Genomic DNA, 12,087 nt, shown 5'->3' with positions numbered 1-12,087 from the left:
CCGCAACGCGGGCCCGGCGATGTCAGCGGCGAAGCTGAAACCGTGGGGCCGCTACGCACCCCTTTCGCGACACAAGGCCGCTCTACAGGGGATTGCTTTAGAGGGGGGTGACTGCCACGACGGCGCGGATATCCGCCGCCAGCTCACGCACGCGCGTGAGTTCGGTGTCCCACGAGCACATGAAGCGTGCGCCGCCGCTGCCAATGAAGGTGTAGAAACGCCAGCCCTTGTTGCGCAGCGCCTCGAGCGCCGGCTCCGGCATTTGCAGGAACACCCCGTTGGCCTCCACCGGGAACATCAGCTTCACCTGCGGCAGGTCGCTGACCAGCGAGGCCAGCAACTGCGCGCAGTGGTTGGCGTGGTTGCCGTGGCGCAGCCAGGCGCCGTCCTCCAGCAGGCCCACCCAAGGCGCGGAGAGGAAACGCATCTTCGATGCCAGCTGGCCAGCCTGCTTGCAACGGTAGTCGAAGTCTTCGGCCAGCTCGCGGTTGAAGAACAGGATCGCCTCGCCCACGGCCATGCCGTTCTTGGTGCCGCCAAAGCACAGCACATCGACGCCGGCCTTCCAGGTCAGCTCGGCCGGCGAGCAGCCGAGGAACGAGCAGGCATTGGTGAAGCGCGCGCCATCCATATGCAGGTTGAGGCCCAGCTCCTTGCAGGTGGCGCTGATCGCCTTGAGCTCGTCGGGGCGGTACACGGTGCCGACTTCGGTGGCCTGGGTGAGGGTCACCACGCGTGGTTTCGGATAGTGGATGTCCTGGCGTTTGAGCGCCACTTCGCGGATCGACTCAGGCGTCAGCTTGCCGTTGACGCTGGGCGCGGTGAGCAGCTTGGAGCCGTTCGAGAAAAACTCCGGAGCGCCGCATTCGTCGGTCTCGACGTGGGCGGTCTCCGAGCAGATCACGCTGTGGTAGCTCTGGCACAAGGAGGCCAGGGCCAACGAGTTAGCTGCGGTGCCGTTGAAGGCGAAGAACACTTCGCAGTCGGTTTCGAAGATCTTGCGAAAGTACGCCGCCGCACGCTCGGTCCACTGATCGTCGCCGTAGGCGCGCTCGTGGCCCTGATTGGCCTTGGCCATCGCCGCCCAGGCTTCGGGGCAGATGCCGGAATAGTTGTCGCTGGCGAATTGCTGGCTGTTATCTGTCATGACACGGTCCTGTGAACGACGCAGAGATGCACTCTAAACGATCATTTACCCGGTTGCCTATACAACCGTGCAGGGCGCAATTGCCCGGCCCGCCGGCGGCTCAAGCACGCGGGCGCAGGCCGATGGCTGATTTTGGCAAGCATGCCCGCGCGCGACAGCCCACCGGCGAATGTCGTAAACGCGCCATTGCAAGGCGTGCGCAGGCATCTGACCCACCCGCCGCAGTCATACCATCGGCACAAAGGGGCACTGAACCCTACTGACAAAAAATGATCGCTGCCGGGAGACACATGATGTTCAGCAAGCAAGACCAGATCCAGGGTTACGACGACGCGCTGCTGGCGGCGATGAATGCCGAAGAACAACGTCAGGAAGATCATATCGAGCTGATCGCTTCGGAAAACTACACCAGCAAGCGCGTGATGCAGGCCCAGGGCAGCGGCCTCACCAACAAATACGCCGAAGGTTATCCGGGCAAGCGTTACTACGGCGGTTGCGAGCACGTCGACAAAGTCGAGGCGCTGGCCATCGAGCGCGCCAAGCAGCTGTTCGGTGCCGACTACGCCAACGTCCAGCCGCACTCCGGTTCGTCGGCCAACAGCGCCGTTTACCTGGCCCTGCTGCAGGCCGGTGACACCATTCTGGGGATGAGCCTGGCCCACGGCGGTCACCTCACTCATGGTGCCAAGGTGTCGTCCTCGGGCAAGCTGTACAACGCGGTGCAATACGGCATCAACACCGACACCGGCCTGATCGACTACGACGAAGTCGAGCGCCTGGCGGTCGAGCATCAGCCGAAGATGATCGTTGCTGGTTTCTCCGCATACTCCAAGACCCTCGACTTCCCGCGCTTCCGCGCCATTGCCGACAAGGTAGGTGCACTGCTGTTCGTCGACATGGCCCACGTTGCCGGCCTGGTTGCCGCTGGCCTGTACCCGAACCCGCTGCCGTATGCCGACGTGGTCACCACCACTACTCACAAGACCCTGCGCGGTCCACGTGGCGGCCTGATCCTGGCCAAGGCCAACCCGGACATCGAGAAAAAGCTCAACGCGGCGGTATTCCCCGGCGCCCAGGGCGGCCCGCTGATGCACGTCATCGCCGGCAAGGCAGTGTGCTTCAAGGAAGCTCAGGAGCCTGGCTTCAAGCAGTACCAGCAGCAGGTCATCGACAACGCCCAGGCCATGGCCGAAGTGTTCATCAAGCGCGGTTATGACGTGGTGTCCGGCGGTACCGACAACCACCTGTTCCTGGTCAGCCTGATCCGTCAGGGCCTGACTGGCAAGGACGCTGACGCAGCCCTGGGCCGCGCGCACATCACCGTCAACAAGAACGCCGTGCCCAACGACCCGCAGTCGCCTTTCGTTACCTCGGGCCTGCGCATCGGCACCCCGGCGGTCACAACCCGCGGTTTCAAGGTGGCTCAGTGCGTGGCACTGGCCGGCTGGATCTGCGATGTCCTCGACAACCTGGGCGACGCCGACGTCGAAGCCGACGTTGCCAAGCAGGTCGCCGCACTGTGCGCCGACTTCCCGGTTTACCGCTGAGTGGAGTAACAGACAATGGAACGCTATTCGGGCTTCGGCCTTTTCAAACACTCCCTCAGCCACCACGAAAACTGGCAGCGCATGTGGCGCACGCCGACCCCGAAAAAGGTCTATGACGTGGTGATTGTAGGCGGCGGCGGGCATGGCCTGGCGACCGCCTACTACCTGGCCAAGGTGCACGGCATCACCAACGTTGCCGTGGTTGAAAAAGGCTGGCTGGGCGGCGGCAACACCGCGCGCAACACCACCATCGTGCGCTCCAACTACCTGTGGGACGAGTCGGCCAAGCTCTACGAGCACGCCATGAAACTGTGGGAAGGCCTGTCGCAGGACATCAACTACAACGTGATGTTCTCCCAGCGCGGTGTCTACAACCTCTGCCACACCCTGCAGGACATCCGTGATTCGGAGCGTCGAGTCAGCGCCAACCGCCTCAACGGCGTCGACGGCGAGCTGCTCAATACCGACCAGGTCGCGGCCGAGATCCCGTACCTGGACTGCTCGAAGAACACCCGCTACCCGATCCTCGGTGCAACCGTTCAGCGCCGTGGTGGTGTGGCCCGTCACGATGCAGTGGCATGGGGCTTTGCCCGCGCTGCCGACGCGCTCGGCGTCGACCTGATTCAACAGACCGAAGTGACCGGTTTCCGCAAGGAAAACGGCGCGGTGATCGGTGTCGAGACCAACAAGGGCTTCATCGGCGCCAAGCGCGTCGGCGTGGTCACTGCCGGTAACTCCGGGCACATGGCGCGCCTGGCTGGCTTCCGCCTGCCGCTCGAGTCGCACCCGCTGCAGGCGCTGGTTTCCGAGCCGATCAAGCCAATCATCGACAGCGTGATCATGTCCAACGCGGTACACGGCTACATCAGCCAGTCGGACAAAGGCGACCTGGTCATCGGTGCCGGTATCGATAGCTGGGTCGGCTACGGCCAGCGCGGTTCTTACCCGGTGATCGAGCACACCCTGCAGGCGATCGTCGAGATGTTCCCGATTCTCTCGCGGGTACGCATGAACCGCCAATGGGGCGGCATCGTCGACACCTGCCCGGACGCCTGCCCGATCATCTCCAAGACCCCGGTGAAGAACCTGTTCTTCAACTGCGGTTGGGGCACCGGCGGCTTCAAGGCCACCCCAGGCTCAGGCAACGTGTTTGCCGCAAGCCTGGCCAAAGGCGAAATGCACCCACTGGCTGCGCCATTCTCCATCGACCGCTTCTACAACGGTGCGCTGATCGATGAACACGGCGCTGCGGCCGTCGCCCACTAATCGGAGACAATCGTCATGTTGCATATTTTCTGTCCCCACTGCGGCGAGCTGCGCTCCGAAGAAGAGTTTCACGCCTCAGGCCAGGCCCATATTGCCCGCCCGCTCGATCCGGCGGCCTGCTCCGACGAGGAGTGGGGTACCTACATGTTTTTCCGCGACAACCCGCGTGGCATTCACCACGAACTGTGGGATCACGTCGCCGGTTGCCGCCAGTATTTCAACGTCACCCGCGACACCGTGACCTACGAAATTCTGGAAACCTACAAGATCGGCGAGAAGCCGCAGATCACTGCCGCCAGCAAGGCTAACGCCGCGCCGTCGACCGTCAAAGGCCTGGGGGAAAAAGTATGAGCCAGAGTTATCGCCTTGCCAGCGGCGGCCGTGTCAACCGCGGCAAAGTCCTCAATTTCAGCTTCAACGGCAAGACCTATCAGGGTTACGAAGGTGACAGCCTGGCTGCCGCGTTGCTCGCCAACGGCGTCGACGTCGTCGGCCGCAGCTTCAAGTATTCGCGGCCTCGCGGGATCATTGCAGCCGGCACCGAAGAGCCGAATGCGATCCTGCAGATCGGTTCCAGCGAAGCCACCCAGATCCCCAACGTGCGCGCCACTCAGCAGCCGCTGTATGCCGGCCTGGTCGCGACCAGCACCAACGGCTGGCCGAACGTCAACAACGACGTGATGGGCATCCTCGGCAAGGTCGGTGGCAGCATGATGCCGCCGGGCTTCTACTACAAAACCTTCATGTACCCGAAATCGTTCTGGATGACTTACGAGAAGTACATCCGCAAAGCCGCCGGTCTTGGCCGCGCGCCGCTGCAGAACGATCCGGACAGCTACGACTACATGAACCACCACTGCGACGTGCTGATCGTCGGTGCTGGCCCTGCCGGCCTGGCCGCAGCGCTGGCCGCTGGCCGCAGCGGTGCGCGGGTGATCATCGCCGATGAGCAGGAAGAGTTCGGCGGCAGCCTGCTCGACAGCCGTGAGACTCTCGATGGCAAGCCTGCCACCGACTGGGTCGCGGCTACCGTGGCCGAGCTGCAAGGCATGGCCGAAGTGCTGGTACTGCCACGCGCTACCGTCAACGGTTACCACGACCATAACTTCCTGACCATCCACGAGCGCCTGACCGACCACCTCGGTGACCGCGCGCCGATTGGCCAGGTGCGTCATCGCGTCCACCGCGTGCGTGCCAAGCAAGTTGTGCTGGCGGCTGGCGCCCACGAGCGTCCGCTGGTGTACGGCAACAACGATGTGCCGGGCAACATGCTCGCCGGCGCTGTCTCCACCTACGTGCGTCGCTACGGCGTGGCGCCTGGGCGCAAGCTGGTGCTGTCGACCAACAACGACCACGCCTATCGCGTGGCGCTGGACTGGCACGATGCCGGCCTGCAAGTGGTCGCGATCGCCGATGCACGGCACAATCCACGCGGTTCGCTGGTGGAAGAAGCACGCGCCAAGGGCATTCGCATCCTCACCTCCAGCGCTGTGGTTGAAGCGGCTGGCAGCAAGCATGTGACCGGTGCGCGGGTTGCCGCCATCGACGCCCAGGCGTTCACCGTGACCAGCCCTGGCGAAACCCTGGCCTGCGACCTGATCGCGACCTCCGGCGGCTACAGCCCGATCGTTCACCTGGCCTCGCACCTTGGCGGGCGTCCGGTATGGCGTGAAGACATCCTCGGTTTCGTCCCGGGTGATGCGCCGCAAAAGCGCGTCTGTGTTGGCGGCATGAATGGCGTCTACCCGCTCGGTGATGTCCTGGCCGATGGTTTTGAAGGTGGCGTGCGCGCCGCTACCGAAGCCGGCTTCAAGGCCGTGGTCGGTACCCTGCCCAAAGCCGTCCAGCGTACCGAGGAGCCTACCCTGGCCTTGTTCCAGGTGCCGCATGACAAAGGCACTCGTGGGCCGAAGCAGTTCGTTGATCAGCAGAACGACGTCACCGCTGCCGGCATCGAGCTGGCGACCCGTGAAGGCTTCGAGTCGGTCGAACACGTCAAGCGCTACACCGCGCTGGGCTTTGGTACCGACCAGGGCAAGCTGGGCAACATCAACGGCCTGGCCATCGCCGCCCGTTCGCTGGGTATCAGCATTGCGCAGATGGGCACCACCATGTTCCGCCCCAACTACACGCCGGTTACCTTCGGTGCGGTAGCGGGCCGTCACTGTGGTCACCTGTTCGAGCCGGTACGCTTCACCGCGCTGCATTCCTGGCACGTTAAAAACGGCGCCGAGTTCGAGGATGTCGGCCAGTGGAAACGTCCGTGGTATTTCCCAAAACCCGGTGAAGACATCCACGCTGCTGTTGAGCGTGAGTGCAAGGCAGTGCGCGACAGCGTCGGCCTGCTGGACGCCTCGACCCTCGGCAAGATCGACATTCAAGGCCCGGATGCGCGTGAGTTCCTCAACCGTATCTACACCAACGCCTGGACCAAGCTCGATGTGGGCAAGGCCCGTTATGGCCTGATGTGCAAGGAAGACGGCATGGTCTTCGACGACGGCGTGACCGCCTGCGTCGGCGACAACCACTTCATCATGACCACCACGACCGGTGGCGCAGCGCGCGTGCTGGGCTGGATGGAGCTGTACCTGCAGACCGAATGGCCGGAACTGAAGGTGTACTTCACCTCGGTCACCGACCACTGGGCAACCATGACCTTGTCTGGCCCCAACAGCCGCAAGCTGCTGGCCGAGATCAGCGACATCGACCTGGACAAGGATGCCTTCCCGTTCATGACCTGGAAGGAAGGCACCGTTGGCGGCGTGCCGGCGCGGGTGTTCCGCATCTCGTTCACCGGTGAGCTGTCGTACGAAGTCAACGTCCAGGCCAACTACGCCATGGGTGTGCTGGAGAAGATCGTTGCTGCTGGCAAACAGTACAACTTGACCCCGTATGGCACCGAGACCATGCACGTGCTGCGTGCCGAGAAGGGCTTCATCATCGTTGGCCAGGATACCGATGGCTCGATGAACGCCGACGACCTCAACATGAGCTGGTGTGTCGGACGCAACAAGCCGTACTCGTGGATCGGCCTGCGTGGCATGAACCGCGAAGACTGCCTGCGCGAAGACCGCAAGCAACTGGTCGGGCTCAAGCCGATCAACCCTAAACAGTGGCTGCCGGAAGGCGCTCAGCTGGTGTTCGATCCGAAGCAGCCGATCCCGATGGACATGGTCGGTCACGTCACCTCCAGCTATGCCTCCAACTCCCTCGGCTATTCGTTCGCCATGGGTGTGGTCAAGGGTGGTCTCAAGCGCATGGGTGAGCGGGTGTATTCGCCGCAGGCCGATGGCAGCGTGATCGAAGCAGAGATTGTGTCTTCGGTGTTCTTCGATCCGAAGGGTGAGCGGCAGAACGTCTGACACCAGACCGATGCTCAACTCTCGTGGCCGCGGCCGAGCGCCGCTGCCACGCCTGAACACAAGAATTCAAGGCAGGTAACAATGAGCGCTATCAACGTCTTCCAGCAAAACCCCGGCGCCGAGGCCAAGGCCCAGACGCCGCTGCACCATGCAGACCTCGCCAGCTTGGTGGGCAAGGGCCGCAACAACGCAGGCGTGACCCTGCGCGAGAAAAAACTGCTCGGTCATCTGACCTTGCGTGGCGACGGCCATGATCCGGCCTTTGCCAGCGGTGTACACAAGGCACTCGGCCTGGAGCTGCCGGTAGCCCTGACCGTGGTCGCCAAGGGCGAGACCTCGCTGCAATGGGTTGGCCCGGATGAGTGGCTGCTGATCGTCCCGGGCGGGCAGGAGTTTGCGGTCGAGCAGCAACTGCGCAACGCCCTCGCGGGCTTGCACATTCAGGTGGTCAACGTCAGCGGCGGGCAGACCCTGCTCGAGCTGCAGGGCGCCAACGTGCGCGACGTGCTGATGAAATCCACCAGCTATGATGTACATCCAAACAACTTCCCGGTGGGCAAGGCGGTCGGCACGGTGTTCGCCAAGTCGCAGTTGGTGATCCGCCGCACCGGTGAAGACACCTGGGAACTGGTGATTCGCCGCAGCTTCGCCGATTACTGGTGGATGTGGCTGCAGGACGCCTCGGCTGAATACGGCCTGAGCATCGAAGCCTAAGGAGAGTTACATGAGTCGGGCACCGGATACCTGGATTCTCACCGCCGACTGCCCGAGCATGCTCGGCACTGTCGATGTGGTGACGCGGTTTCTCTACGAGCAGCGTTGCTATGTCACCGAGCACCACTCCTTCGATGATCGGCTGTCGGGGCGCTTCTTCATTCGCGTCGAGTTCCGCCAGCCAGATGATTTCGATGAGTCGGGTTTTCGTGATGGCCTGGCCGAGCGCAGCGATGCGTTTGGTATGACCTTCGAGCTGACCGCACCCAATCACCGGCCCAAGGTGGTGATCATGGTGTCCAAGGCCGATCACTGCCTCAACGACTTGCTGTATCGCCAGCGCATCGGCCAGCTGGGCATGGAGGTGGTCGCGGTGATCTCCAACCACCCCGATCTCGAACCGCTGGCGCAGTGGCACAAGATCCCTTACTACCACTTCGCCCTCGACCCCAACGACAAACCGGCGCAAGAGCGCAAGGTGCTCAAGGTGATCGAAGACAGTGGTGCCGAGCTGGTGATCCTGGCGCGCTACATGCAGGTGCTGTCGCCTGAGCTGTGCCGGCGTCTGGATGGCTGGGCGATCAATATTCATCACTCGCTGCTGCCAGGTTTCAAGGGCGCCAAGCCTTATCACCAGGCGTACAACAAGGGCGTGAAGATGGTCGGTGCCACCGCGCACTACATCAACAACGACCTTGATGAAGGGCCGATCATTGCCCAGGGCGTCGAGGTGGTGGACCACAGCCACTACCCTGAAGACCTGATTGCCAAAGGCCGCGATATCGAAGGGCTGACCTTGGCCCGGGCGGTGGGTTATCACATCGAGCGGCGGGTGTTTCTCAACGCCAATCGGACGGTAGTGCTCTGAGATTGCTGGGGCTGCTGCGCAGCCCTTTCGCGACACAGGGCCGCTCCTACAAAGGACCGCATAGCCTGGGCCGACGCGGTCCCCTTTAGGAGCGGCCTCGTGTCGCGAAAGGGGCGCAAAGCGCCCCCAGCTATCTCAACCCCTACCTGGCGCCCGCTGACAAGCCACTGTCGTTTCCAGTCACAACCGCCGGCGCCCACAAGCCCACAATTCCCTCATTCCAGTAGTACATGCCGCCCATGGATGGCGGCGCTTCAACCAACGCTGCATAAGTACAAATCAAGCGAGGTAAGAGCATGTCTGGTAACCGTGGAGTGGTGTATCTCGGTGGCGGCAAAGTCGAGGTGCGGAACATTGACTACCCAAAAATGCAGGACCCGCGCGGCAAGAAAATCGAGCACGGCGTGATCCTCAAGGTGGTCTCCACCAACATCTGCGGCTCAGACCAGCACATGGTTCGTGGCCGCACCACCGCCCAGGTGGGCCTGGTACTCGGCCATGAAATCACCGGCGAAATCATCGAGATGGGTAGTGATGTCGAGCGCATGAAGATCGGCGACCTGGTCTCGGTTCCGTTCAACGTCGCGTGCGGACGCTGCCGTTCCTGCAAGGAAATGCACACCGGTGTATGCCTGACCGTCAACCCGGCACGTGCCGGCGGCGCCTACGGTTATGTCGACATGGGTGACTGGACCGGCGGCCAGGCGGAGTACGTGCTGGTGCCCTACGCCGACTTCAACCTGCTGAAACTGCCCGATCGCGACAAGGCCATGGAGAAGATCCGTGACCTGACCTGCCTGTCGGACATTCTGCCCACCGGCTACCACGGTGCAGTCACCGCCGGCGTCGGCCCGGGCAGTACTGTCTACGTGGCAGGCGCCGGCCCGGTCGGTCTGGCCGCTGCAGCGTCGGCACGCCTGCTGGGCGCCGCCTGCGTAATCGTCGGCGACTTGAACCCGCTGCGCCTGGCTCATGCCAAGTCACAGGGCTTCGAGGTGGTCGATCTGTCCAAGGACACCCCGCTGCATGAACAGATCATCGACATCCTTGGCGAGCCGGAAGTGGACTGTGCCGTCGATGCGGTAGGTTTCGAGGCGCGCGGTCACGGCCACGAAGGGGCCAAGCACGAAGCACCGGCGACAGTCCTCAACTCGCTGATGCAGGTTACCCGTGTCGCCGGCAACATCGGTATCCCCGGCCTGTATGTCACCGAAGATCCGGGTGCAGTGGACGCAGCGGCCAAGATCGGCGCACTGAGCATCCGCTTTGGCCTGGGCTGGGCCAAGTCGCACAGCTTCCACACCGGCCAGACCCCTACCATGAAGTACAACCGCCAGTTGATGCAGGCGATCATGTGGGACCGGATCAACATCGCCGAGGTGGTGGGGGTGCAGGTGATCAGCCTCGACCAGGCGCCGGAAGGATACGGCGAGTTCGATGCTGGCGTGCCGAAGAAATTCGTCATCGATCCGCACAAGACCTTCAGCGCTGCGTGATTCTTTGGGGCCGCTCTGCGGCCCCGATTTCCACCCCGGAACAAACCCCAAAAACCCCAGTCCAATGCCTCGTTTCCCAGGCCATCCCGGCCGACGAGGTCCCCCCGATGAAAGCGCTCACCCTGGCAACCCTGATGACCCTGGCTGCAAGCCCGGCGTTCGCCTTCAACCTCAATGACGCCGCCAACGCCGTGTCGGCCATGCAGACCCCCACTCAACAGGGCAAGGTGCAGGCCCCCGCCGAATCGGCCAACCTGCTCAACACCCTCGGCATCCAACTGAACATCACCCCCGAACAAGCCATCGGCGGCGCAGGAGCAATGCTGGGCCTGGCCCGCAACAACCTCAGCACTGCCGACTACGGCCAGTTGACTCAGGCTGTACCCGGATTGGATCTGCTCGCCGGGGCTAACGCACTTGGCGGTCTGGGTGGTTTGGGCGGCCTGCTGGGCAACGGTGGCGACAATCAATCCGGCCTGAACAACGCTCTGGGCGGCAACGTCGAGAACCGCAACGACCTCAATGACGCCTTCAAGGCGCTGGGTATGGATACCGGCATGATCGGCCAGTTTGCCCCGCTGATCCTGCAGTACCTCGGCCAGCAAGGCCTGGCCGGCTCGCTGCTGCAGAACCTGGGCAGCCTGTGGGGCTCGCCTGCGGTGGCCACCCCACCGTCGATCTGAACCGCAATCGGCCCCGGCAAGTGCGCCGGGGTCAGGCCAGCTCGGCGCGCAGTTGCTCGATGCGCTGGTCCTTGTCCAGCCACAGCTGATTGACCCAAGCCTGCACGCGCTGGCGGAACAGCGGGTCGTTCTCGTAGTCGCCATCCCACAGGCTCGGGTCCAGCTCGTGCACCTGAATGTGGATGATCACCCGGCTGACGCTGCCGTTGAGCAAGTCCCAGAAGCCCGGTGCCTTGTTGCCGGGGTAGACGATGGTCACGTCCAGCAGCGCATCGAGCTGCTCACCCAGCGCTGCCAGCACAAACGCCACGCCGCCGGCTTTGGGCTTGAGCAGGTGCTTGAACGGCGATTGCTGTTCGCGGCGCTTGGCTTCGGTGAAACGGGTGCCTTCGAGGTAGTTGACCACGGTCACCGGCTGACGCTTGAACAGTTCGCAGGCGGCCTTGGTAATTTCCAGATCCTTGCCTTTGAGCTCCGGGTGCTTCTCCAGAAACGCCTTGCTGTAACGCTTCATGAACGGGTAGTCCAGACCCCACCAGGCCAGGCCCAGCAGTGGCACCCAGATCAGCTCCTTTTTCAGGAAGAACTTGAAGAACGGCACGCGCCGGTTAAGGCTTTCGATCAACGCCGGGATGTCCACCCAGCTCTGGTGGTTGCTGACGCACAGGTAGGAGGTGTCGGTGCGCAGGGTATCGACTCCACGCACGTCCCACTGGGTCGGCACGCACAGGGCAAAGATTGCCTTGTCGATGGCCGACCAGCTCTCGGCGAACCACATCACGGCGGCCGAGGCGTAGTCGCGGCCGCGCCCGGGCAGTACCAGCTTGAGCAGGGCAAACACCATCAATGGGCAGATCATCACCACCGTGTTGAGCAGGAGCAAAAGGCCGGTAACGATCCCGGTCAGCAGGCGACGCATAAAAACACTCTTGTTGTATGAAATTGGCAGGCTGCAATGATAAATGCGCTAAACGCCTACGCCAAACTTCCTAGATCAGCAGGGC

General features: G+C 62.9%; 10 protein-coding genes. 8 read left to right on the top strand and 2 right to left on the bottom strand.

What is annotated here, in order from left to right; translation table 11 throughout:
• Positions 1 to 97: 97 nt before the first annotated feature.
• Complete coding sequence (locus FW789_RS23525; RefSeq protein WP_181089467.1) at positions 98 to 1,147, bottom strand: threonine aldolase family protein; 1,050 nt, start codon at positions 1,145 to 1,147, stop codon at positions 98 to 100.
• Between the two features lie 293 nt (positions 1,148 to 1,440).
• Between FW789_RS23525 and glyA the strand changes: the two genes are divergently transcribed.
• From glyA to FW789_RS23485, 8 genes are all read left to right on the top strand, one after another.
• Complete coding sequence (gene glyA / locus FW789_RS23520) at positions 1,441 to 2,694, top strand: serine hydroxymethyltransferase (protein ID WP_101322469.1); 1,254 nt, start codon at positions 1,441 to 1,443, stop codon at positions 2,692 to 2,694.
• 15 nt (positions 2,695 to 2,709) lie between these two features.
• Positions 2,710 to 3,960, top strand: coding sequence for a sarcosine oxidase subunit beta family protein (locus FW789_RS23515; RefSeq protein WP_101322468.1), 1,251 nt, complete (start codon positions 2,710 to 2,712; stop codon positions 3,958 to 3,960).
• Between the two features lie 15 nt (positions 3,961 to 3,975).
• On the top strand, positions 3,976 to 4,311 hold the full coding sequence (locus FW789_RS23510; protein WP_446432119.1) for a sarcosine oxidase subunit delta: 336 nt from the start codon (positions 3,976 to 3,978) through the stop codon (positions 4,309 to 4,311).
• Complete coding sequence (locus FW789_RS23505; protein ID WP_101322466.1) at positions 4,308 to 7,322, top strand: sarcosine oxidase subunit alpha; 3,015 nt, start codon at positions 4,308 to 4,310, stop codon at positions 7,320 to 7,322. The genes FW789_RS23510 and FW789_RS23505 overlap by 4 nt, the downstream gene beginning before the upstream one ends.
• An 81-nt stretch (positions 7,323 to 7,403) precedes the next feature.
• Entirely contained in the window at positions 7,404 to 8,036 is a 633-nt protein-coding gene (locus FW789_RS23500; RefSeq protein ID WP_186700485.1) for a sarcosine oxidase subunit gamma, read from the top strand.
• A 10-nt stretch (positions 8,037 to 8,046) separates the two neighbouring features.
• Complete coding sequence (gene purU, locus FW789_RS23495) at positions 8,047 to 8,904, top strand: formyltetrahydrofolate deformylase (RefSeq protein WP_446432118.1); 858 nt, start codon at positions 8,047 to 8,049, stop codon at positions 8,902 to 8,904.
• A gap of 296 nt (positions 8,905 to 9,200) precedes the next feature.
• Positions 9,201 to 10,400, top strand: coding sequence for a formaldehyde dehydrogenase, glutathione-independent (fdhA, locus tag FW789_RS23490; RefSeq protein WP_340612647.1), 1,200 nt, complete (start codon positions 9,201 to 9,203; stop codon positions 10,398 to 10,400).
• A gap of 107 nt (positions 10,401 to 10,507) precedes the next feature.
• Positions 10,508 to 11,083 (top strand): DUF2780 domain-containing protein, encoded by a 576-nt coding sequence (locus FW789_RS23485; protein ID WP_446432117.1) that lies wholly within the window; start codon positions 10,508 to 10,510, stop codon positions 11,081 to 11,083.
• A gap of 31 nt (positions 11,084 to 11,114) precedes the next feature.
• On the opposite strand, the gene FW789_RS23480 is transcribed toward FW789_RS23485, so the two are convergent.
• The gene (locus FW789_RS23480; protein WP_103435249.1) at positions 11,115 to 12,002 is read right to left on the bottom strand and encodes an acyltransferase; all 888 of its coding nucleotides are present in this window, start codon (positions 12,000 to 12,002) and stop codon (positions 11,115 to 11,117) included.
• Between the last annotated feature and the right edge of the window lie 85 nt (positions 12,003 to 12,087).

The organism is Pseudomonas sp. 1121_17 (assembly GCF_052850745.1).
The sequence above is the reverse complement of the archived record's forward strand: the minus strand, read 5'-3'. Positions and strand labels throughout refer to the sequence as shown.

Excerpts from the sequence above, each read along its gene's own strand:
- fdhA (WP_340612647.1), top strand. The coding sequence starts at position 9,201 with ATGTCTGGTAACCGTGGAGTGGTGTATCTCGGTGGCGGCAAAGTCGAG.
- FW789_RS23485 (WP_446432117.1), top strand. The coding sequence starts at position 10,508 with ATGAAAGCGCTCACCCTGGCAACCCTGATGACCCTGGCTGCAAGCCCG.
- FW789_RS23510 (WP_446432119.1), top strand. The coding sequence starts at position 3,976 with ATGTTGCATATTTTCTGTCCCCACTGCGGCGAGCTGCGCTCCGAAGAA.
- FW789_RS23515 (WP_101322468.1), top strand. The coding sequence starts at position 2,710 with ATGGAACGCTATTCGGGCTTCGGCCTTTTCAAACACTCCCTCAGCCAC.
- FW789_RS23505 (WP_101322466.1), top strand. The coding sequence starts at position 4,308 with ATGAGCCAGAGTTATCGCCTTGCCAGCGGCGGCCGTGTCAACCGCGGC.
- purU (WP_446432118.1), top strand. The coding sequence starts at position 8,047 with ATGAGTCGGGCACCGGATACCTGGATTCTCACCGCCGACTGCCCGAGC.
- glyA (WP_101322469.1), top strand. The coding sequence starts at position 1,441 with ATGTTCAGCAAGCAAGACCAGATCCAGGGTTACGACGACGCGCTGCTG.
- FW789_RS23480 (WP_103435249.1), bottom strand. The coding sequence starts at position 12,002 with ATGCGTCGCCTGCTGACCGGGATCGTTACCGGCCTTTTGCTCCTGCTC.
- FW789_RS23500 (WP_186700485.1), top strand. The coding sequence starts at position 7,404 with ATGAGCGCTATCAACGTCTTCCAGCAAAACCCCGGCGCCGAGGCCAAG.
- FW789_RS23525 (WP_181089467.1), bottom strand. The coding sequence starts at position 1,147 with ATGACAGATAACAGCCAGCAATTCGCCAGCGACAACTATTCCGGCATC.